This is a genomic window from Streptomyces sp. NPDC091281, assembly GCF_044757425.1.
GTDB lineage: Bacteria > Actinomycetota > Actinomycetes > Streptomycetales > Streptomycetaceae > Streptomyces.
This window is the reverse complement of record NZ_JBIVUY010000013.1, coordinates 219,396-241,309: the sequence shown is the minus strand read 5'-3', so window position 1 is coordinate 241,309 and position 21,914 is coordinate 219,396. Positions and strand designations below refer to the sequence as shown.

Annotated in this window: 19 protein-coding genes; 14 read left to right on the top strand and 5 right to left on the bottom strand. The window is 74.4% G+C overall.

The window, feature by feature from the left end:
• Positions 1-333: 333 nt before the first annotated feature.
• A complete protein-coding gene (locus ACIQPQ_RS29960) occupies positions 334-897 on the top strand; it encodes a hypothetical protein (RefSeq protein WP_401309843.1) in 564 nt (187 codons plus the stop codon).
• On the opposite strand, the gene ACIQPQ_RS29955 is transcribed toward ACIQPQ_RS29960, so the two are convergent.
• Positions 884-1,726, bottom strand: coding sequence for a DUF4184 family protein (locus tag ACIQPQ_RS29955; protein ID WP_401309840.1), 843 nt, complete (start codon positions 1,724-1,726; stop codon positions 884-886). The genes ACIQPQ_RS29960 and ACIQPQ_RS29955 overlap by 14 nt on opposite strands.
• A 372-nt stretch (positions 1,727-2,098) precedes the next feature.
• Between ACIQPQ_RS29955 and ACIQPQ_RS29950 the strand changes: the two genes are divergently transcribed.
• From ACIQPQ_RS29950 to ACIQPQ_RS29940, 3 genes are all read left to right on the top strand, one after another.
• Entirely contained in the window at positions 2,099-3,958 is a 1,860-nt protein-coding gene (locus ACIQPQ_RS29950; protein WP_401309837.1) for a lytic murein transglycosylase, read from the top strand.
• A 263-nt stretch (positions 3,959-4,221) separates the two neighbouring features.
• Positions 4,222-4,362: an SPW_0924 family protein gene (locus tag ACIQPQ_RS29945; protein WP_383773673.1), complete on the top strand. Its 141-nt coding sequence runs from the start codon at positions 4,222-4,224 to the stop codon at positions 4,360-4,362.
• A 43-nt stretch (positions 4,363-4,405) separates the two neighbouring features.
• A complete protein-coding gene (locus tag ACIQPQ_RS29940; protein ID WP_401309834.1) occupies positions 4,406-5,398 on the top strand; it encodes a DUF3068 domain-containing protein in 993 nt (330 codons plus the stop codon).
• Here ACIQPQ_RS29940 and ACIQPQ_RS29935 read toward each other — a convergent pair.
• Entirely contained in the window at positions 5,388-8,195 is a 2,808-nt protein-coding gene (locus ACIQPQ_RS29935; RefSeq protein WP_401309831.1) for an ATP-dependent RNA helicase, read from the bottom strand. The two genes, ACIQPQ_RS29940 and ACIQPQ_RS29935, sit on opposite strands and share 11 nt — an antisense overlap.
• 89 nt (positions 8,196-8,284) lie before the next feature.
• Entirely contained in the window at positions 8,285-9,289 is a 1,005-nt protein-coding gene (locus tag ACIQPQ_RS29930; protein WP_401309828.1) for a class I SAM-dependent methyltransferase, read from the bottom strand.
• Positions 9,290-9,518: 229 nt separating this feature from the next.
• On the opposite strand from ACIQPQ_RS29930, the gene rpsA reads away from it, so the two are divergent.
• The 4 genes from rpsA (at position 9,519) to ACIQPQ_RS29910 (ending at position 13,435) form a co-directional block, all read left to right on the top strand.
• Positions 9,519-11,012, top strand: coding sequence for a 30S ribosomal protein S1 (gene rpsA, locus ACIQPQ_RS29925; protein ID WP_383773681.1), 1,494 nt, complete (start codon positions 9,519-9,521; stop codon positions 11,010-11,012).
• Between the two features lie 293 nt (positions 11,013-11,305).
• Positions 11,306-12,244 carry a PAC2 family protein gene (locus ACIQPQ_RS29920; protein WP_401309824.1) on the top strand — a complete coding sequence of 313 codons (939 nt, stop codon included), beginning with the start codon at positions 11,306-11,308 and terminating at the stop codon, positions 12,242-12,244.
• Positions 12,245-12,362: 118 nt separating this feature from the next.
• Positions 12,363-13,004, top strand: a complete 642-nt coding sequence (gene coaE, locus ACIQPQ_RS29915) for a dephospho-CoA kinase (RefSeq protein ID WP_401309821.1) — start codon at positions 12,363-12,365, stop codon at positions 13,002-13,004.
• A 50-nt stretch (positions 13,005-13,054) separates the two neighbouring features.
• Positions 13,055-13,435 carry a tetratricopeptide repeat protein gene (locus tag ACIQPQ_RS29910; protein ID WP_401309819.1) on the top strand — a complete coding sequence of 127 codons (381 nt, stop codon included), beginning with the start codon at positions 13,055-13,057 and terminating at the stop codon, positions 13,433-13,435.
• Between the two features lie 43 nt (positions 13,436-13,478).
• On the opposite strand, the gene ACIQPQ_RS29905 is transcribed toward ACIQPQ_RS29910, so the two are convergent.
• The gene (locus ACIQPQ_RS29905; protein ID WP_401309816.1) at positions 13,479-13,745 is read right to left on the bottom strand and encodes a DUF6343 family protein; all 267 of its coding nucleotides are present in this window, start codon (positions 13,743-13,745) and stop codon (positions 13,479-13,481) included.
• Positions 13,746-14,045: 300 nt separating this feature from the next.
• Between ACIQPQ_RS29905 and ACIQPQ_RS29900 the strand changes: the two genes are divergently transcribed.
• Positions 14,046-14,543 carry a DoxX family protein gene (locus ACIQPQ_RS29900; RefSeq protein ID WP_401309813.1) on the top strand — a complete coding sequence of 166 codons (498 nt, stop codon included), beginning with the start codon at positions 14,046-14,048 and terminating at the stop codon, positions 14,541-14,543.
• Positions 14,544-14,665: 122 nt separating this feature from the next.
• Positions 14,666-15,430, top strand: coding sequence for a uracil-DNA glycosylase (locus tag ACIQPQ_RS29895; RefSeq protein ID WP_401309810.1), 765 nt, complete (start codon positions 14,666-14,668; stop codon positions 15,428-15,430).
• A 22-nt stretch (positions 15,431-15,452) separates the two neighbouring features.
• On the opposite strand, the gene ACIQPQ_RS29890 is transcribed toward ACIQPQ_RS29895, so the two are convergent.
• Entirely contained in the window at positions 15,453-16,139 is a 687-nt protein-coding gene (locus ACIQPQ_RS29890) for a GntR family transcriptional regulator (protein WP_401309806.1), read from the bottom strand.
• 163 nt (positions 16,140-16,302) lie between these two features.
• On the opposite strand from ACIQPQ_RS29890, the gene ACIQPQ_RS29885 reads away from it, so the two are divergent.
• From ACIQPQ_RS29885 to ACIQPQ_RS29870, 4 genes are all read left to right on the top strand, one after another.
• Positions 16,303-17,799 carry an NCS1 family nucleobase:cation symporter-1 gene (locus tag ACIQPQ_RS29885; protein ID WP_401309803.1) on the top strand — a complete coding sequence of 499 codons (1,497 nt, stop codon included), beginning with the start codon at positions 16,303-16,305 and terminating at the stop codon, positions 17,797-17,799.
• Between the two features lie 5 nt (positions 17,800-17,804).
• The gene (locus ACIQPQ_RS29880) at positions 17,805-18,521 is read left to right on the top strand and encodes an aspartate/glutamate racemase family protein (RefSeq protein ID WP_401309800.1); all 717 of its coding nucleotides are present in this window, start codon (positions 17,805-17,807) and stop codon (positions 18,519-18,521) included.
• Positions 18,522-19,177: 656 nt separating this feature from the next.
• Complete coding sequence (locus ACIQPQ_RS29875; RefSeq protein WP_401309797.1) at positions 19,178-19,564, top strand: hypothetical protein; 387 nt, start codon at positions 19,178-19,180, stop codon at positions 19,562-19,564.
• Positions 19,565-19,925: 361 nt separating this feature from the next.
• Complete coding sequence (locus ACIQPQ_RS29870) at positions 19,926-21,845, top strand: FUSC family protein (RefSeq protein WP_401309794.1); 1,920 nt, start codon at positions 19,926-19,928, stop codon at positions 21,843-21,845.
• Positions 21,846-21,914 lie beyond the last annotated feature (69 nt).

The following is a 21,914-nucleotide window of genomic DNA, read 5'->3' as shown; positions in this document are numbered from 1 at the left end:
CTCGCCTCCTCCCGGCCGGGCGGGTGGGCGGCAGCAGCCGTCCGGTGCCGCCCCGTCTCCGGCAGCCCGCCCCTGTCGCGGGTCGTCTGGCCCGGTGTCCTCTGAGGGGCAGCTGTCTCCCCGGCGGGCGGTCGTCTCGGCCAGCAGTTCTCCCGGCAGACCGTCCCCCGGTGGGTCGCCCTCCCGGCCGGGCTGTCCCCTGGCGGCGTGCCCCGGCCAGCCGCCACCCACCCCCGGGCACACAGCCACCCCCCGTCCACCCCCGGAGGGCCCGTCACCCGCGTGGCCGTCGTGAAAAGGGCCGATGGGGGCCGTGGCAGCCAGGATGCGGCCATGGGTATACGCATGCTTCACCGCCGGAAGGCCTCCGCACGCGTGCACGCCACGGCGCTCACCGCTGCCGGGGAAACCGCCAAGGGCGCCGGGACGCCACGACGGCCGGTTCCCGCGCTCGCGCCCCGCGCGGCCGTCCCCCGCGCCCCCAGGACCCCGCTCACCGCCGCACGCGCCCTCCCCGCACGGCTCGGGCGCGCCGTAGCCGCGCGGGCTCGGCGGACCCGCGCCGACCGCCTCGGCCCGCTCCGCGCCCACCTCGCCCGCTTCACCGGCGCCGACGCCCGCAAGCTCCGCAGCCGCATCACCCACCTGGCCCGCACAACCCCCGGCGACGCCGCCCTCCGCACCCACATGACCCGCCTCACCCGCCGCGACAGCCCCCTGCGGCTCCGGATCGACCTCGCGCGCGGCTACGCGGCCCTCGCGCGCGCCGCACTCGCCCGGCGGCTGCCCAGGCGGCGCGCGAGCCGCCGTATCGCCGTCTTCGTCGCGAGCACGCGGGTCGTGCGTGCCACAGGGACGGCCGGGGCGGCCGGGACGCCGGGGCTCAGCGGACGGTGACCGGGGCGGGCGGGTGGCCGGTGGCGGGGCGGGGGGCCGGGCGCCACCGCCGTACGGCGACCGCGTACAGCAGCAGCCCCAGCACCAGGCCCGCGCCCGCGCCGAAACAGACGGTCGGGATCAGCTCGTAGGGCTTGGCCCGCGGGCCCCAGTACGCCCACCACACGGTGGCCCGCCGGACCGCCGCGACCACGGCGCAGCCGCCGATCAGCAGCGCCGCCCACCACCGGTCCCGCGCCGACAGCACCGGCACCCCGGACGGGCTCCCGGCGGGCGCCGCGCGCAGCGCGCGTGCCGTGAAGACGGCGAGGACGACGGCGGCGACGGCCGAACCCCCGTACTGGAGGTACCAGAACAGCGGCGAGCCGCCGAACTCCTCGGCGAGGACCGGGAAGAGCCGTGTGCCCAGCCGGTCGTGGTGGGTGAACTCGTCCCACAGGATATGCGTCAGCGCGCCGAGCGCCGCCGACCCGTACCACCACGTCACCGTCACGGGCCGCACGCGCGCGCGGGGCGTCCCGCAGCGGGTCAGCGCCGCCGTACGGCCCTGGCGCGCCCGCGGCAGCAGCGCCACCAGCGGCTCGCGCACCAGCAGCCACAGCCCGACCAGCGCCCACGCCACGAGCACGTCGACCGTGAGGACACCGGCGACCGAGTGCGTCACCTCACCGAACTCCATGGCCCCGGACAGGACACTCGCCGCGTAGTAGGTCATGTCGGGAGCGAACGAACCGGCGATCAGGAACGCCGGAACCAGCCGCCCCCGGCCGGTGCCGTCGGTGCGCACCGCGGGCAGCACCGCCGCCGCGTGACTCAGGGTGAACGGCAACGAGCTTCTCCCGCACGGTGGTTGCCGGACCTCACGGTCCGCCGATCGACGTCGTGACCAGTATGCGGGACGCCCCGGACGCGCCCCGGGGGAGTGGCGGCTTGGTGAACACCGCCCTCTAACGGGTGCCGGTGCAAAAGAAGTTGTCGTAGGGTCGCCTGGGCTACCGCACCGTACGCGCGGTCGCACAACCGAACAGACCAGCGCAAACCGTACGCGAAGGCAACGCAGGCCGCCGGTCGGCCGTCCTCCGGGCGGAGGAGACGGACCACGTGGACGAGCCGGTTCACAAGGACGGGACGGACCACGCGGCGCAGGCGGGCGACTAGGACGCAGACGGACGCTCGGGTGTCCAGGGGAGGGCTTCACTTCATGTCGGCGCAATTCGGCAACAGGCTGCGCAAGGGAGCGGTCAACACCACCGTGGCCGCGGTGGTGGTCGCGGCACTCGCTGCGTCCCAGGCCCCCGACGTCACGGCCGACAGCCAGGGCAGACGCACCGCGTCCGACGCCCCCTCCGCCGAACAGGGCACCTCCGCGCCCGCCGCCGACAGCGCCACCGGCAACTCGCCGTACTACACCGATCTGCCGCCGCTGAACACGCCCGCCCCCGCGCCCAGTTCCAGCACCGCGCCCGGCACCTCGCCCGTCACCACCGGCTCCGCCGAGGCGGGCATCCCCGCGACCGTCGTGGACGCCTACCGCAAGGCCGCCGACGCCCTCAACTCCGCCAAGCCCGGCTGTAACCTGCCCTGGCAGCTGCTCGCCGCGATCGGCAAGGTCGAGTCCGGCCAGGCGCGCGGCGGCAACGTCAGCGCCGACGGCACCACCCTCTCCCCGATCCTGGGCCCGGTCCTCAACGGCAACGGCTTCGCCAACATCAGCGACACCGACAACGGTGCCTACGACGGCGACTCCACCCACGACCGGGCCGTCGGCCCCATGCAGTTCATCCCCTCCACCTGGGAGTGGGCCGGCCGCGACGGCAACGCCGACGGCAAGAAGGACCCGAACAACATCTACGACGCCGCCCTCGCCGCCGGTCACTACCTGTGCCGCAACAGCTGGGACATGGCCACCGACACCGGCCTGCGCCGGGCGATCCTCAGCTACAACAACTCGACGGAGTACTACAACACCGTCGTGTCGTGGCTGGAGTACTACCGCAAGGGCACCCACGAGGTCCCCAACGGCACCGGCACCCTCCCGGACAACCGCAGCGACGGCAACGGCACGGGCAACGGCACCGGCGCCGGGACCGGAAACGGCCGGGGCACGGTCACCCCGCCCGCCTCGCCCCCCACGTCCCCGAAGCCGCCCGCCAAGCCCTCCCGTCCCGGCGGCGGCACGACCCCGCCGCCCACCACCCCGCCGACCACGCCGCCCACGACCCCGCCCCAGACGCCGACCGACACGGTCCACCACCTGGAGGCCGCGGGCGCCGCGAAGCTCACCGCCGCCGCGGGCAGCACGTTCACCGACCGGATCGCCACCCGCGCCGAGACCAAGGACGGCAAGGCCGTCGCCAAGGTCCGCGTCCGCTTCACCGTCACCGTCACCGGCAGCGGCACCGACGCCGTCTTCACCGGCGGCGAGAGCGTCGCCACGGTCGTCACGGACGCCAAGGGCGTCGCCACCGCGCCCGCCCTCAAGGCGGGCGAGAAGACCGGCACGTTCACCGTCCGCGCCACCGTCGTCGGCCGGACGGTCGCCGCCGTCGACTACCGGGCCACCGTCACCGCCCGCGCCGCCGACGCCCTCGCCCGCACCGCGACGACCCCGCTCACCGTCACGGCGGGCGGCCGGTTCACCGACCGCGTCGAGGTCAAGGCCACCCTGAAGGGCGCCGCGGCGGGCCGGGTCGCGGCCACCGCCACCCTGGTGAAGTCGGCCGAGGACCCGACCGCCAACGACAAGGGCCCCCTCTTCAAGGGCGCTGGCGACAAGCCCGTCCGTACCCTCACCGGCCTGGAGACCGACGCGAAGGGGCTCCTGAAGCTCCCCGAGCTGTTCGCGGACGACACCGCCGGTACGTATCTGCTGCGCATCACCACCACCGGCGGCGCGACCCTCACGGTCGAGCTGACCGTCACCGCGGCCGAGACGCCCACCCCGGAGCCGACCGACCCGACCGGGCCCACCGAGCCGACCGACCCCACCGGCCCGTCCGAGCCGCCCGCCGGAGGCAGCACCTCCCCGAGCCCCTCCGGTTCGGCGACGACCGGTTCGTAGCTCGTACCTCGTAGCCCGCGCGCGTACCGCGTCCGCCCGGCGCACCCGTCACGACGGCGCCCCCGCTCCCCGCGAGCGGGGGCGCCGCCGCCGTCCGCACCGCACGCGCGTCCGCCGCCGACCCGACGTGTACGAGGTGCCCGCCGCGTCCGATTCCTCCGTGCCGTCCGCGGTGCCCGTCGCGTCCGACGTGTTCCCCTCTCGCGCGCCCGTTGCTACGGTGGCCGACCTGACGCACCATCAGGTACGAGCCGGGAGGACCCGTGCGCGCACTCGTCGCCGCCGCTGCGGGCCTCGCCGCCGCGCTCGCCCTGGTGCTCACGCTCACCGCCGTGGCCGCCCGCGCCCCGGCCGGTGAGACCTCCCCGAAACCACTGCTCACCACGGTGCCCGCACACCCGTGACCCGCACGCGCGTGACCCGTACCCGTCCGGGAGGGAGGCCGAGATGCGTCGCAGGGCCGCACTGATCCTGCTCGCCCTCGCCGTGTTCAGCGCGGCGCTCGCCCCGCTGCTGCGCTGGTACGCGTTCCCCCGCCTCGCGAAGATCCCGCTCGGCACCTACCAGGCGGTCGTCCTGGAGGCACGCGACGCCACCCTCCTCGACTACGGCACCATGACCGCCCGAGAGGTCCCGAAGATCACCATCGTGCAGACCCTCAAGGGCGACGTGGAGGCCTCCGAGCGCGTCGAACGCACCACCGGCCGCGACGTCGTCGTCTGGGACACCCTCTCCTACATCCAGGGTCCCGACGGCAAGATGGTCTCCCGCATCCCCGAGCGCTACGTCTTCGACGCCCACACCCAGGAGCCCGTGCACGCGTCCGGCGAGTCGGTCGACGGCGACCCGGTCCGCCGCACCGGCCTGGAGTTCAAGTGGCCGTTCCTCACCCAACGCCGCGACTACGCCTACTTCGACGCCCAGACCCGCACCACCGCGCCGATCCACTACCGGGGCACCCGCGACTTCCGCGGCCTGGAGGTCTACTACTTCGAGCAGACCGTGCCCTGGACGCGCGTCGCGATGCCGAAGACCATGCCGGTCGCGGGCATCACCCCCGAGACGGTCGCCGCCACCGGCACCACCCGCTGGTACACCACCGTCCGCAGGTTCTGGGTCGAACCCCTCACCGGCGCGCCCGTTTACGGCGAGGAGATCCACCGCGAGGAACTGCGCGGCGGCACCCTGCTCGGCGACCGCGACCGGGTGACGGCCTTCGCGGGCCACGTGAAGATGCGCGAGGACTACGTCCGGCACACCGTCGACCTGGTCGCCTCCCAGCGCGTCCTGATCCTCCTGATGACGTCCTGCCTGCCCTGGGGCCTCCTCGCCCTCGGCGCCCTGCTGCTCGTCCTGTCGCTGTACCTGGAGGCCCGCGGCCGCCTCCGTACGCGTCACGTGCGCGTCGCGTCCTCCGGGGCGGCGCCGGTCAGCGTCTGAGGCGCGCGTTGGTGTGCCGGGTCGGCTCGGCGGCGGCCGGGTCCTCCGGCCACGGGTGCTTCGGATACCGGCCCCGCAGCTCCGCCCGTACGCCCCGGTAGCCGTCCTTCCAGAACGAGGCGAGGTCGGCGGTGACCGCCGCGGGCCGCCCGGCGGGGGAGAGGAGGTGCACCAGGAGCGGCATCCCGGCGATCCGCGGCGACTCCTGGAGTCCGAACATCTCCTGGAGCTTCACCGCGAGCACGGGCTGCTCCGGATCGCCGTAGTCGACCCGGACCGAGGACCCGCTCGGCACGGTGATCCGCTCCGGCGCCAGCTCGTCCAGCCGGGCCGCCTCCCCGGACGCCCACGGCAGCAGCCGCGTCAGCGCCCGGCCCGCGTCGATCCGCCCCAGGTCGGCCCGCCGCCGGGCCCGGCTCAGCTCCGGCTCCAGCCAGTCGTCCACGCGCGCGTGCAGCGCTGCGTCGTCCACCGTGGGCCACGGCTCACCGCACCGCGTCCGCAGGAACGCCAGCCGCCGCCGCAGCACCTCCGCCTCGGCCGACCACCGCAGCAGCCCGAACCCCTCCCGCCGCAACCCCTCCAGCAGGGCCTCCCGTACGAGTCCGGCGTCGGCGTCCCGCAGCGGGCGCACCGTCAGCTCCACCGCCCCCAGCCGCTCCACCCGCCGCGCGACGACGTCCCCACCTGAACCGGCCGACCCACCCGAACCGGCCGACCCGCCGGACCCACCCGAACCGCCGCCCGTGGCGGACCAGTGGACCTCGTCCCGCTCGTCGAGCAACGCGCGCGCCGCGCGCCGCGCCGCCGCCTCGTCCACGACCGCGGCGAGCCGCACGCGCGCGTGCCCCTTCCCCGGCGGGCGGTCCGCCACCGCGACGGCGAGCCACGGCACGCCCCGCAGCGCGGACGCCTCGCCCAACTCGGCGCGGGTCCCCGACACCATCAGGCACGAACCGCCGTCCGCGCGCGCAAGCCGCTCGGGAAAGGCGAGGGCGACGACCTCCCCGACGGCACGGTCGTCGGACATGCCGTGACGGCCCTCCTGGCCGCCCGCGGGGCGTGGCGCCTGGTCGCTCACCGCGCGTGCCGCATGGTTGTCCGCCGTGCGTGCAGCCTGGTCGCTCGCCGAACGTTCGGCCTGGTCGCTCGCCGGACGTGCCGCCTTGTGGCTCGCCCCGCCGACGCCAGGACGCCCGCCGCCGGAAGAGCCGTGCCGCAAGGAGCCCTGCTTCGAGGAGCCCTGTTCCGGGGCGCCCGGCTCCACGGCGCCCGCGCCCGCAAGGCCGCCCTCCGCCGTCGCGACCGACCGCAGTCGCCGCACCTCCGCGCGCCACCGTGCCGCGTAGCCGTCACCCCCACGCCGGGCGGAGCGCAGCGCGGCGGCCAGGTCGTCGCCGTAGTCGCGCGGCACCTCCTCGCTGAGCAGCGCGACGACCTCGGCGGCCCGCTCCAGGCCGACCGTCGAAGCGCCGTCCCAGAGTGCGCGTCCCAGGCGCGGGTGGAGGCCCAGCCGGGCGAGCCGTACCCCGCGTGCGGTGGCCCGTCCGGCCGGGTCCAGCGCGCCGATCGACGTCAGCAGGGCGCGCGCCGCCGCCATCGCGCCCTCCGGGGGCGCGTCCAGCAGTGCCAGCCCGGAGGCGTCGGGATCGCCCCAGCAGGCCGCCTGGAGCGCGAACGCCGTCAGGTCGGCGACCTTGATCTCGGGAGCCGGGAAGGCGGGCAGGCGGCCGTCCTCGGCCTCCGCCCAGCAGCGGTACACCGCGCCGGGCGCCTCCCGCCCCGCCCGCCCGGCCCGCTGCCGCCCGGCCGCGCGCGACGCGCGTACGGTCGTCAGCGCGCTCAGCCCGCGCGCGTGGTCCACGCGCGGCTCACGCGCCAGGCCCGAGTCGACGACCACCCGCACACCGGGCACCGTCAGGGACGACTCGGCGACCGACGTGGCCAGCACCACCCGGCGCCGTCCGCCCGGCGCGAGGACCGCGTCCTGCACGGCGGCCGGGGCCCGCCCGTGGACCTGGAGCACGTCCACCTCGCCGAGACCGCCCAACTGACCGGCCACCCGCGCGATCTCACCCACCCCCGGCAGGAAACACAGCACGTCCCCGGGCCGCTCGGCCAGCGCCCGCCGCACCACCGACGCCACGTGCGCCAGGAGCGCCAGGTCGACCCGCATGCCGTGCGGCGGCCGTACCGGACGGGCCGGGGGCGCCCACACCACCTCGACGTCGTATGCCGTGCCCGTCGCCTCGACCACCGGCGCCCCGCCCAGCAGCCGGGACCAGCCCGCGGTGTCGGTGGTCGCGGAGGCCGCCACCAGACGCAGGTCGGGGCGGAGCGTCTCGCGCACGTCCCACAGGAACGCGGCGCTCGTGTCGGCGTCCAGGTGGCGTTCGTGGCACTCGTCCAGGACGACCACGTCGACACCGGACAACTCCTGGTCACGCTGGAGGCGTTGCAGCAGGACGCCGGTCGTGACGACCTCCACGCGCGTGTGCCGTCCCACGACGCGCTCCCCGCGCACGGTGTAGCCGACCCGCTCGCCGGGCCGTTCGCCCAGCAGCCAGGCGATCCGCCGGGCCGCCGCGCGGGCCGCGATCCGGCGCGGCTCCGCCACGACCACCCGTCGCGCCGGGCCCCCGCCGAGCAGCCCCGCCAGCGCGGGCGGGACCAGCGTCGTCTTCCCGGTACCGGGCGGCGCGGCCAGCACGGCCGCGCCGCGCGCGTCCAGGGCGTCGTTCAGCGCGGGCAGGGCGGCCCGCACGGGCAGCGCGTCGAGGGCGTCGTCACGGATCACGCCCCAAGTGTCGTACGCGCGCGGGCCGGGGCTTCGCGGCCCTCGGGACCTTCCCGGCCCTCGGGGAAGGTCCCGGCAGTCTCTCGTCCCTAGTCGCGCTCGCAGACGAAGATGGCCGTGCCCGGGAGCAGGCTGCCGCGCAGCGGGGACCAGCCGCCCCACTCCGAGGTGTTCCAGGCCGGCCACTCCGGCTCGACCAGGTCCACCAGGCGGAAACCGCCCGCGACGACGTCCCGGACCCGGTCGCCGAGCGTGCGGTGGTGCTCGACGTACACCGCGCGGCCCTCGTCGTCCTGCTCGACGTAGGGCGTGCGGTCGAAGTACGACGAGGCGGCCGTCAGGCCCTCCGGGCCCGGCTCGTCGGGGAACGCCCAGCGGACCGGGTGCGTCACCGAGAACACGAACCGGCCGCCCGGCCGCAGCACCCGGCGCACCTCCTTCAGCACGAGCACCGGATCGGCGACGAAGGGCAGCGCCCCGTAAGCCGAGCAGGCCAGGTCGAACGAGCCGTCCGCGAACGGCAGGACCGCCGCGTCCGCGCAGACCAGCGGGAACGTCCCGCCGATGCGCAGCGCGTGCTGGAGCTGGCGGTGCGAGAGGTCGAGGGCGACCGGGTGCGCGCCCTGGGCGGCGAGCCAGCGCGCGCACTGGCCGGCGCCCGCGCCGATCTCCAGGACCGACTTCCCCTTCAGCTCCTCCGGCGGGCCGAGGAGTTCGGCCTCCACCTCGTCAAGGCCCTCGGGGCACCACACGAAGCGGTCGTCGCCCAGGAAGGTGCCGTGCTCGGTCTGGTACTCGTCCGCGTTGCGGTCCCACCAGCCGCGGTTGGCGCGGGCGCTCTCGGTGACCCCGGCCGCACGGCGGGTGGCCTCCGGCTCGTCGGCCGGGTCCGGGGTCGTCACGGGCTCTTGGATGATCGGCTCCCTCGTCGTACTCTTCCGTCCAACCCACCGCCCGGGGGAAGGCCCTCGGGCGGTTCTCCCGGGGTGCACACGGGGTGCTCCGGGGGGTCTCACCGTGGCCTGTGCGGCCTCGTGAGAAAGGTTCTGTGCCGGGAATGCGGCGATCCGCCCCGGGTGTGCGCCTTCGCGCATTGACCCTGCCCGGCTGCCCCCGTATGCTACAAGTTGCGCTGCGGGCCTGCGCACCTCAGACGTAGCAGGTCGCGCTCGCATCTGTTGTATGTCCCCTCGGTTGTCGAGGCGCCATCACCGGGTCACCGGTTGGCGCTTCCTTGGCTGTCCGGCTTCTGCAGAGCGAAACGGGCTCCCGGCGTAAAGCAGTACCTACGACTTCAATGTCCGTACCGGAGCCCTTTCCCACATGACGAGCAGCACCGAGACCACCGCCACCACCCCGCAGGTTGCGGTCAACGACATCGGTAACGAGGAAGCCTTCCTCGCCGCGATCGACGAGACGATCAAGTACTTCAACGACGGCGACATCGTCGACGGCGTCATCGTGAAGGTCGACCGGGACGAGGTCCTGCTCGACATCGGTTACAAGACCGAAGGTGTCATCCCGAGCCGCGAGCTCTCGATCAAGCACGACGTCGACCCCAACGAGGTCGTCGCCGTCGGTGACGAGATCGAGGCCCTTGTCCTCCAGAAGGAAGACAAGGAAGGCCGCCTGATCCTCTCGAAGAAGCGCGCCCAGTACGAGCGTGCCTGGGGCACCATCGAGAAGATCAAGGAAGAGGACGGCATCGTCACCGGTACCGTCATCGAGGTCGTCAAGGGTGGTCTCATCCTCGACATCGGCCTCCGCGGCTTCCTCCCGGCCTCCCTGGTCGAGATGCGCCGCGTCCGCGACCTCCAGCCCTACGTGGGCAAGGAGCTCGAGGCGAAGATCATCGAGCTGGACAAGAACCGCAACAACGTGGTCCTGTCCCGCCGTGCCTGGCTGGAGCAGACCCAGTCCGAGGTCCGCCAGACGTTCCTCACGACCCTCCAGAAGGGTCAGGTCCGTTCCGGCGTCGTCTCCTCGATCGTCAACTTCGGTGCCTTCGTGGACCTGGGTGGCGTCGACGGTCTGGTCCACGTCTCCGAGCTGTCCTGGAAGCACATCGACCACCCCTCCGAGGTCGTCGAGGTCGGCCAGGAGGTCACGGTCGAGGTCCTGGACGTCGACATGGACCGCGAGCGTGTCTCCCTGTCGCTGAAGGCGACCCAGGAAGACCCGTGGCAGCAGTTCGCCCGCACCCACCAGATCGGCCAGGTCGTGCCCGGCAAGGTCACGAAGCTGGTTCCGTTCGGTGCGTTCGTCCGCGTGGACGAGGGCATCGAGGGTCTGGTCCACATCTCCGAGCTGGCCGAGCGCCACGTGGAGATCCCGGAGCAGGTCGTCCAGGTCAACGACGAGATCTTCGTCAAGGTCATCGACATCGACCTCGAGCGCCGTCGCATCAGCCTCTCGCTGAAGCAGGCCAACGAGTCCTTCGGTGCCGACCCGGCCTCGGTCGAGTTCGACCCGACCCTGTACGGCATGGCCGCGTCCTACGACGACCAGGGCAACTACATCTACCCCGAGGGCTTCGACCCCGAGACCAACGACTGGCTCGAGGGCTACGAGACCCAGCGCGAGGCGTGGGAGGGCCAGTACGCCGAGGCCCAGAACCGCTTCGAGCAGCACCAGCAGCAGGTCATCAAGTCCCGCGAGGCCGACGCCGCCGCTGCCGCCGAGGGTGGCGAGGCCGCCGCTCCGGCCGCCTCGGGTGGCGGTTCGTACTCCTCCGAGGGTGCGGACACCTCCGGTGCCCTGGCTTCGGACGAGGCGCTCGCCGCGCTCCGCGAGAAGCTCGCGGGCGGCCAGAGCTGACACCTTCCAGGTGACGGCTCGACCGGCTCGACCGCACGGCAGGCCCCCCGGGGCTTGCAGCGGTCGTAGCCGTCGTCCACGCAGGACCAGCAAGACCCGCAGTGCCTGAGAGAACCGAGGGCCCGCACCTTCCGAGGTGCGGGCCCTCGGCGTGTGCCAGGGACCTTCGGAGCGCCGGAACGGCTCCGGCGGGCGTGTGCCGCGCGAGACTCCGGTGATCTTGATCGGGTGGCGGGGAATGCCGCCACCCGCCCCCGTGTTGTACGGAAGGAACACGAGGAGGAGCGGTCCAAGTGCTTGATCCGCAGGGTTTGTACGCATGGGAGCCGAAAGGGCTGGCTGTCGTCGACGTGGCGCTGGCCCAGGAGTCGGCCGGACTTGTCATGCTCTACCACTTCGACGGATACATCGACGCGGGCGAGACCGGCGACCAGATCGTCGACCGGCTCCTCGACTCGCTGCCCCACCAGGTCGTCGCCCGCTTCGACCACGACCGGCTGGTGGACTACCGGGCCCGCCGCCCGCTGCTGACGTTCAAGCGCGACCGCTGGACGGACTACGAGGAGCCCGCCATCGAGGTCCGGCTCGTCCAGGACACCACCGGCGCCCCCTTCCTGCTTCTGTCCGGCCCCGAACCGGACGTCGAGTGGGAGCGGTTCGCCGCCGCGGTCCGGCAGATCGTCGAACGCCTCGGCGTCCGCCTCTCGGTGAACTTCCACGGCATCCCGATGGGTGTCCCGCACACCCGGCCCGTCGGCCTCACCCCGCACGGCAACCGCACCGACCTGGTGCCCGGCCGGCCCAGCCCCTTCGACGAGGCACAGGTCCCCGGCAACGCCGAGGGTCTGGTGGAGTACCGCCTCGCGGAAGCCGGTCACGACGTGCTCGGCGTCGCCGCCCACGTCCCCCACTACATCGCGCGCTCCGCCTACCCGGACGCCGCCCTGACCGTCCTGGAGGCCATCACGGCCGCAACCGGCCTGGTCCTGCCCGGCATCGCGCACGCCCTGCGCACCGACGCCCACCGCACCCAGACCGAGATCGACCGCCAGGTCCAGGAGGGCGACGAGGAGCTGACCGCCCTCGTGCAGGGCCTGGAGCACCAGTACGACGCCGCCGCGGGCGCCGAGACCCGCGGCAACATGCTCGCCGAGTCGGTGGAGATCCCGTCCGCCGACGAGATCGGCCAGGAGTTCGAGAAGTTCCTCGCGGAGCGGGAGGGCGACGGCTGAGAGCCGCCCTCGGGGCGGGCAGGGGGGCGACGGCCGAACACCGTGACCCCTCGTCCGCTCGTCGAGCCGTCAGGGCCTGCCGTAGGCGTCACGCACGGCAGGCCCTAAGCTTCCCGTCATGCTGAAAGTGGGCCTGACCGGCGGGATCGGCGCCGGCAAGAGCGAAGTGTCCCGGCTGCTCGTCGCCCGCGGAGCCGTCCTGGTCGACGCCGACCGCATCGCCCGCGAGGTCGTCGCCCCGGGCACCCCCGGCCTCACGGCCGTGGTCGACGCCTTCGGGACCGGCGTCCTCACCGCCGACGGCGCCCTCGACCGGCCCGCGCTCGGCGCGATCGTCTTCGCCGACCCCGACAAGCTCGCCACGCTCAACGCGATCGTGCACCCCCTGGTCGGCGCCCGCTCCCGCGAACTGGAGAGCGCCGCCCCCGACGACGCGGTCGTCGTCCACGACGTCCCCCTCCTCACCGAGAACGGCCTCGCCCCGCTCTACGACCTCGTCGTCGTCGTCGACGCCGACCCCGCCACCCAGCTCGACCGCCTGGTCCGGCTGCGCGGCATGACCGAGGACGACGCCCGCGCCCGCATGGCCGCCCAGGCCACCCGCGAACAGCGCCGGGCGATCGCCGACCTCGTGATCGACAACGACGTACCCCTGCCGGACCTGGAACGACGCGTCGACGAGGTGTGGGCCGAGCTGACCCGGCGGGCACAGGCGCCCGACCGGGCCGGGGATCAGCCGGGGAGCGGCGCGCCGGAATAGCGGTGCTTTCCGGGCGCGTTGAACCCAGCGAGCGAGGGAAGGAATTTTCCGTGCCCGAAACCAGCGGTTCGACCGGACGCACTCCGGAGACGCATGTCATCGACTTCCGTGCCGCCGAGCACCTGCTCGCCGCCCGGGACCCGCGGGGCGCGGTGAAGCTGCTCGACGGTGTCATCGCCGCACATCCCGAGAACACCGCGGCGCGGCTGCTGCGTGCCCGCGCCTTCTTCGCCGCCGCGCAACTGCGTCCCGCGGAGCTGGAGTTCACGATCGTCCTGGAGCGCGAGCCGGACAACGCGTTCGCCCACTTCGCGCTCGCCCGCACCTACGAACGGCAGGGCCGCCGCGACCAGGCCACCCGCCACTTCCGGCTCGCCGCCGCGCTCGACCCGAACCCGGAGTACCTGCGCGCGGCCCGCTTCGACACGTAGCCGCGTACCCCTGCCCCCCCCGCGAGGCCGGGGGCCCGCGGATTCACCTGATCCGGCCCTCCGGCGGCCGGTACGGCGGTATGTCGCGGCCCGGCTGGTAGTGCGGCCCCTGCCGCAGGTGCCGGGTGATCGCCGAGAGGTCGACCGTGACCACCAGCCACAGCACCCCACAGGCCACCGCCCAGCCGGGCCGTCCGACGAGCGCGAACGCGGTCGTCCCGAAAACCGCCCAGAGCAGCCCCCACACGCTCAGCCACCACCGCATCCGCAGGGCGCTGCGCGCGGTCGTCGGTTCACTCCCGGTCCGCATCCGCTCACCACTCCTCTCTGCACGGTACTCCCCCGTGGCGGGAGGGGAGGAGGAGAGGGAGAGGGGGAGAGGGAGAGGGCGGTGGTGGGGCAGCCGGGGGAGGGGGAGGCGCGATCACGGAGTTTGCGATCACGGAGGTGCTGCGGCGCGAAGACGAGCGGCCGGGGCGTGCAGTGGGATCGTCGGGCCCGGTCGCCGGGCCGGATTGTGCGGGCCGGATCGTGCGGTCCGCGATGAGTTCACGGTGGCGGGCCGGTCTATCTCTCCGACACCACCCGGACCGCTTCCCAGGAGAACCCCATGTCCGACGCCACCGCCGCTCCCGCCACCGCCGCTCCCGCCACCGATGTTTCCGCCTCGGGCGCCGCCTCCGTACCCGCCGCGGGCGGTTCCGGCATGACCGCGGGTCGCCGACGGGCCCGTGCCGCCCTCCTCGGGCTGGAGATCCTGCTCGCCCTCTTCTACGCCCTCGCGAGCGCCCTGCCCAAGCTGATCGCCCACCCGTCGGCCGCCGAGAGCTTCGCCAGGATGGGCTGGGGCGACCCCGGGATGTACGCCATCGGCGTCCTCGAACTCGCCGGCGCGATCGCGCTGCTCGTCCCGGTGCTGCGCTCGGTCGGCGCCGCCGCGCTGGGCGCGCTCATGGTGGGCGCCTTCGTCGTCCAGCTCACCGCTTTCGACGGCGAGAACGCGCTCACGCCCCTGATCCTGCTCGTCCCGCTGGCCCTCATCGCCTGGGTCCGCCGCGCCTCCCTGACCGACCTGCGACGACTGGTACGGCGTACGCGTACGGCGTGACGCGGGCCGCGAAGCAGCGCCCTGCCCCGACCCGGTCCGCCCCGACCCGATCGGCCCCGTGCGGCCGCTCCGCCTACGGTGGGGAGACGGACGCGGCGGAGGAGGTACGGGGCAGGGCTGCCGTGGGCACCCTGGCCGCGCTGGACCACCGGATCGCGGGCTGCCGGGCCTGCCCGCGGCTGGTGGACTGGCGGGAGGAGGTCGCCCGGACCAGGAGGGCGGCCTTCGCCACGCAGACCTATTGGGGGCGGCCCGTACCGGGGTTCGGTCCGCCCGACGCGCGGCTGCTGATCGTCGGCCTCGCCCCGGCCGCCCACGGCGCCAACCGCACCGGCCGCATGTTCACCGGGGACCGCTCCGGCGACGTGCTGTACCAGGCCCTGTACGACGTCGGCCTCGCCTCCCGGCCCACCGCGGTGGCGGTCGACGACGGTCTTACCCTGCACGGCGTCCGGGTCACCTCGCCCGTGCACTGCGCGCCGCCCGCCAACAAGCCCACGCCCGAGGAGCGGACCACCTGCCGCCCCTGGCTGGTCCGGGAGGTGGGCCTGCTGCGGCCGACGCTGCGGGCGGTCGTCGTGCTCGGCGCGTTCGGCTGGCAGGCCACCTGGCCCGCCCTCGCCGCCACCGGCCGGTCCGTCCCCCGCCCCCGACCCGCCTTCGCCCACGGCGCGCACGTGTCCCTGCCCCTGCCCGACGGCGCGGGCGCCGCTCACCCCCTGGACGTCTACGGCTGCTTCCACGTCAGCCAGCGCAACACCTTCACCGGCCGCCTCACCCCCGCCATGCTGCGGGAGGTGCTGCGGACGGCGGCGCTCACGGCGGGCCTGCCCGTCACTGACCCCGACGACCCCGCCGACACCGTCCAGGACGACCGACGGCGCTGAGCGATCCCGCGGCGAGCCCGTCTCAGGCGGGCGGCGGCAGGTCGGCCCCGTCGCCGAACAGGTGGCGGACCGTGGAGCGGTAGTTGGCCTGCACGTGAGTCAGGGCGTGAGCACGGGCGCGCTGCGGGTCGCCGGACGCGATGGCGTCGTACAGCTCGCGGTGCTCGGTGAGGAGCTGTGGCCACTCCTCGTTCTGCCGGGTGAGCCAGCGCAGGCGGCCGTCGACCGGTTCCATGACCGAGATCAGCAGGCCGTTGCCCGCCAGGGCCAGGATGCCGTCGTGGAAGCGGGTGTTGACGTCCGTGATCGTCTCGGCGTCCCCGGCGCGGGTCGCCTCGGCCGCCCGGTCGAGCAGCTCCCGCAGCTCCGCCAGCGCCTCGGGGGTGGCCCGGGTGGCGGCGAGACCGGCCGCGTACACCTCCAACGCCTCGCGCAGCTCGAAGAGTTCCTTCACGTCCGTCGGGCTCAGTCTGCGCACGACCGTCCGGCGCGGGGTCTCGAACAGCACGAATCCCTCGGCCACCAGGGCGCGGATGGCCTCGCGGACCGGAACCCTCGACACCCCGAAGCGGTCCGCCAGTTCGCGTTCGACCAGGCGGTCGCCGGGGCGCAGCCGCCCGGCGATGATCTCCTGCCGCAGGGCTGCCAGGACCCGTTCCCGCACCGCGCCGAGGGGTTCGATCTTCGCCGGGGAGCTCATGGGAGCCATCTTCGCCGATGCGAGGGGGCTTTTACGGAGCCGTAACGGAGCGGACATCGGTCGGAACGCTTGACGGCGGGACCATGACCGCAGTTTGGTATACCAAACGACGCGTTCTGTGGTCCCCGCCGGGCCGCAGCCCCTCCGCCCTCCCCGTCGCCCTGGAGGTCCCGTGTCCCTCGCCGACCGCGCCGAAGCCACCGGCGCCCCCGCGTTCGTCCCCGACCCACGGCTCACCAACGAAGACCTGGCCCCCGCCGGAAAGCGGAACTGGAAGGTCTTCGACCTCTTCGCCCTGTGGATGTCCGACGTCCACAACCTCGGCAACTACACCTTCGCCGCCGGTCTGCTGGTCCTCGGCATGAACGTCTGGCAGGTCTTCACCTCCCTCCTCGTCGGCTTCGTCCTCATCTACGTCGGCATGAACTGGATGGGCCGCATCGGCCAGCGCCACGGCGTGCCGTTCCCCGTGGTCAGCCGCATCAGCTTCGGCGTGTGGGGCGCCAACATCCCCGCCCTGATCCGCGCCGTGATCGCCATCATGTGGTACGGCATCCAGACCTATCTGGCCTCCGTCGCGGTCAACGTGATGCTGCTCGCGGCCTGGCCCGGTCTGGAGTCCTGGACCCACCACTCGTTCCTCGGCCTGGACGCGCTCGGCTGGGTCTCCTTCGTCTCGCTCTGGCTGATCCAGGCGCTGATCATCACGCAGGGAATGGAGTCGGTCCGCAAGTTCCAGGACTTCTGCGGCCCCGCGATCTGGCTCGTGATGATCGCGCTGGCCGTCTGGATCCTCGCCAAGGCCGGCTGGACGATCTCCCTCACCTCCACCCCGCACCCGGTCTCCGTGGGCGAGCAGTGGCGGCAGTGGTTCGGCGCGATCGGGCTGATCCTCGCCACCTACGGCACCCTGATGCTCAACTTCTGCGACTTCTCCCGCTTCGCCCCCGACTACCGCACCGTGCGGCGCGGCAACTTCTGGGGTCTGCCCATCAACTCCACCGCCTTCGTCGTCGTCTCGGTCATCGTCACGGCGGGCTCGCTGGAGGTGTTCGGCGAGGCCATCACCGACCCGGCGGAACTCGTCGCCAAGGTCGGCAACACCTGGGTCCTCGTGCTGGCGGCGTTCACCTTCGCCGTGGCCACCATGGGCGTCAACATCGTCGCCAACTTCGTCTCCCCGGCGTACGACCTCGCCAACGTCTGGCCGCAGAAGATCACCTTCAAGGTCGGCGGTCTGATCAGCACGGTCGCCGCGCTGCTCGTCACCCCCTGGAACCTCTTCTCCAACCCCACCGTCGTCAACTACTTCCTCGGCGGCCTCGGCGCCTTCCTCGGCCCGCTGTTCGGCGTGATCATGGTCGACTACTTCCTGGTCAAGCGCGGCCGGATCGACATGGACGCCCTCTTCGACGCCCGCCCCGGCTCCCGCTACCACTACCGCCGGGGCGTCAACCCCAAGGCCCTGGGGGCGTTCCTCCCCTCGGCGGCGGTCGCGGCGGTCCTCGCACTGGTGAAGGCCTTCGGTGACGTGGCCCCGTACTCCTGGTTCATCGGGACCGCCCTCGCCGGGGGTCTGTACCTGTTCCTGTGCCGCGACGAGCGCGCGGCCGGGGCGGCCCCCGCTCCGGCCCTCGCCCCCGCCGCCGAGACGTCCACGGAGGTCTGAGAGACGTGCGGATCGTCGTCACCAACTGCAACACCACGCAGGAGATGACCGCCGAGATCGTACGAGGTGCCCGGGCCGCGGCTGGTCCGGGCACCACCGTGACCGGTCTGACCCCCGCGTGGGGACCCGCCTCCGCCGAGGGCTGGCTCGACAGCTACCTCTCCGCCGCCGCCGTCCTCGACACCCTGCGCACCTACGACGGGCCGCCCTACGACGCCGTCGTCCTCGCCGGGTTCGGCGAGCACGGGCGCGAGGGCGTGCGCGAACTCGTCGACGTACCCGTCGTCGACATCACCGAGGCCGCCGCCCACCTCGCCTGCCTGCTCGGCCGCCGCTACGGCGTCGTCACCACCCTGGAGCGCTCGCGCGGCCAGATCGAGGACAGCCTGGAACTGGCCGGGGTGGCCCGCAACTGCGCCGCCGTCGTCGGCACCGGACTCGGCGTGCTCGACCTCGGCGACGCCGAGCGCACCGAGGCCGCCTTCCTCACCGCCGCCGAACGCGCCCGTGAGGCCGGGGCCGAGGTGCTCGTGCTCGGCTGTGCCGGGATGACGGGACTGCAACGGACGGTGGCGGAGAAGCTCGGCCTCCCGGTCGTGGACGGGGTCGCCGCCGCCGTGAAGCTGGCCGAGGCGCTGGTGGACCTGGGCCTGCGCACCAGCCGGACCGGCAGCTTCGCGGCACCGGAACCGAAGCGGAGGGTGTGGGGCGCGCCCGGCTGACCGGCGGATCACGGACGTCGCCCCGACGGGCGACGCACACGGCGGCGCGCTTCCTCGCCCGGATCGGGCCGATCCGCCTCACCCGTATCGGAGGGCAGGGCCCGGCCCGGACCAGGTGGCGCTCCTGTGTCCTCACGTGGTGGAGGTGCCTCGCCGCCAGGCCCAGCGGCCGGTGAGGCCGTCGCCGCCCGCCGAGTGCGGCCCTCCCGGAACTCCGCGCCGCGCTCCGCCGCCTCCACCCGTTCCACCCGGTACAGCCGCAGATGGGGTGCCGCCCTGGACCGGGGATCGACGCTCAGCCGGTCCGGCGGTCCCAGCAGTCGCCGTACCAGCGGCCCCGTCCAGCCCCGCATCCGCAGCCCCGCGAGGGACACGTACCGCCGCTCGTCCTCCGTGTACCGCACCATCCCGACCCCCCGATAGCTGTGCCCGACGCTCCGACGCCTGCCTGACGTCCTTGTCGTGACGCTCTGTGACGACATCACCCATTGAAGCGCCCCCCACTGACAATCGGCCCCGGCACCGAAAACCACTGGACGGTCCGGACCCCCGGACGGCACGCTTCCGCCCATGCGTACCAAGCGTCTGGGGCGGTTCACGGCGGCGGATTTCTAGCCGCCACGCCGGAGATCCCGGCGGGCCGCGGAAGGTCCGTCATGTCCCGCACCGTCCACCACGTCCGCCCCCGCCACCGCAACCACGACCCCGCGCCCTGGTCGACGCGGTGGGCCGGGCTGCGCAGCGGCCACCGGCTCACCGCGCTGCGCCGTACCGCGCGCGAGACGGCGCGCGCCCGGCGCGAAGGACGGCGCCCGCTGCCCGTCCCCGTGGACCGGGCGTTCGTCGCCTACACCTACCCCCGCTCGCTCAACGCCGGGGTCGACGGCCCGTACGAGGTGCGGGCACGCGCCGCGCTGGCCGTGTTCCGCGCGAGCGCCCGCAACCGCCTGCGCGCCGCCCCGCCGGGCGGCCTGCTCGCTCTCGCCGAGGAACTGGACTTCCCGCCGACCCGTCACCGGCACCGGAACATCTGGGACTTCTGACGCGGAGCGGCGTCGCCGCGCGGGGCGGGGACGGCGCAGCCACACGGGACGTCGGCGGCGGCGACCGCCCACAGCCCTCGCCGGATCACGGCCCCTCATCGCGCCCCTCCGCGTGGCCCCCGCCCGCGTCGCCCCCTGGCCCGCGTCGCCCCCCCCGCCCGCGTCACCCCCGCCCCCGTGGCGCTCACGCACGGATTGCGTTCATAAAGAACCCCCGATCCCGGCCTTCCGTCACCTTCCGGAAACGCTCCCGCCCCGTCTTCTCCAAGATCTCCCCGTACCGTGGAGGCACCGCCCCAGCAGCGCACCCCCGGCCACCGTCGTCCGAAGGCGCACCCCGCCCTCCACCGACAGGAGCCCCGTGCCCCCGCGTTCCGCCGTTGCCGTTCGCACACCGACCGCTCTGCCGCCCTGGCTCGCGCACGCCCTGCGCGCCCAGCACGGGCCCCTGCCGTGGAGCGCGGTCGTACGCGGGGCGCTCGCCGCCGGGCCGCTGCTGCTCACCGGCCTCCTGGTCGGCCGTACCTCCCTCGGCGTGGTGGCCGCCATCGCCGCGATGCTCGCCGGGATCAACGACCGGCCCGGAAGCCGCCGTTCCGCGATCCGGCGGATCGGCGCGCCCGCCCTCGCGGGCGCGTCCGGCCTCCTCGTCGGCAGCGTCGCGGGCGATGGCCTGGGACCGGTCGGGCTGACCTTCGCCCTCACCGGCCTCGGGCTCCTCGCGGGCGGGGCGAGCGCCGTCGGACCCGTCGCGTCCGCCGCGGGCACCCAGGTGCTCGTCGGCGCGGCGATCGGCGCCGGGATGCCGCTGCCCGGCAGCGCCGGGGCCCACGCCGCCGCCTTCCTCGCCGGCGCGGGCTGGCTGCTCCTGCTCCGGCTCGCCCTGCCCACCCCCGGCGCACCGGCAGGCGCCTTCCGCCTCGACGGGGAGCGCACGGCCGTGGCCGACGTGTACGACGCCGTGGCCGACCTCCTGGAGGCCGCGGGCACCGGACACGCCACCGCCCGGCGGGCCGCGCTCACCGCCGCCCTCGACCACGCCCAGGACGCCCTCGCCGGGCCCCGGCTGCTGCGGCTCCCCGGCTCGGCCACCGAACGGCGCCTGCGCGCGCAGTACGCCGCCGCCCTGCCCCTCGCCGAGGCCGCCACCGCCCTCGCCTGGTCCGGGCAGCCCCTCACCGCGCGCGCGTGCGCGGGATCGCGGCGCCTCGCCGTCGCCGTACGGGAGAACACGGTCGGGGGGCCGCTGCCCGCGCCCGCCCGGTCCGCGCCCGCGCTGCGGGCCCTGGACGACGCGCTGCTGCGGGCCGCGGACGCCTTCGACGGCAGGGGAGGCCTCACGGGTGACGGTTCCGGTACCGGAGCCGACCTGGCCGCGCGGCCGCGCGGCGTGCGGCGCGCGCGTGAGGTGCTGCGGGCCGCGGCCGGGACGGGCGGCCGGGAGTACGGGACGCGCGTCGCCCTCGGCTTCGGCGTGAGCGCCGCCGTGGCCCAGGCGCTGCACCACACCCACTGGTACGGGGCGCACCCGCACTGGTACTGGCTGCCCGTCACCGCGGTCTTCCTGGTCAAGCCCGACCTCGGACCGCTCGTCTCACGCGTGCTGTGCCGCGCCGCGGGCACCGTGCTCGGCGCGCTGCTGTTCGCCGGGCTCGCCGCCCTGCTGCCGCATCCGCAGGGACTCGTGGTCCTGGTCGCCCTCTGCGGCGCGCTCATCCCCGTCTCGACCCGGCATTTCGCGGCGCAGACCGCCGTCGTCACCGTGCTCGTGCTGTCCCTGGTCATGGTGGGCGGTGAACCGCAGGCCTCCGCGGGCCGCATAGGCGAGACGCTGCTGGCCTGCGTCATCGTCCTGGTCGTCGGCCATCTGCCGATGCCGGGGGAGCGCGGCGGCCGGGTACGCGCGCGTCTCACGGCCGCGACCGCCGCCGCCCACGCCTACGTGGTCCACGTCCTGGACGGCTCCGGCGACCGCGCCACCCGCTGGCTCCTGCGCCGCCAGGCCTACCGCACCCTCGCCGAGGCCCGCGGCGCCATCGCCCTCGCCGCCGCCGAACTGCCCGCGCTCGCCCGGCACACCGAGGGCACCGACGAGGTCGCGGCCCTCCTCGAACGCCTCGTCGACACGACGACCGCCGCGGCCGTCCACCTCGACGACGCGGGCCGCCTCGACCGTCCGCACCGCGACCGCCTCGACGAACTCCTGCGGGAACTGGCCGACACGGGGGAGCGGGTGGGCCTGCCGGGCACCCCCGGCACGACCGCCGCGTCCACGCCCTGAGGCCCGCCCGCCCGCGTACGGGGAGAAAGTCTCCACGCGCGCGATGAGTTCCGCCCCCGGCACCGGTCA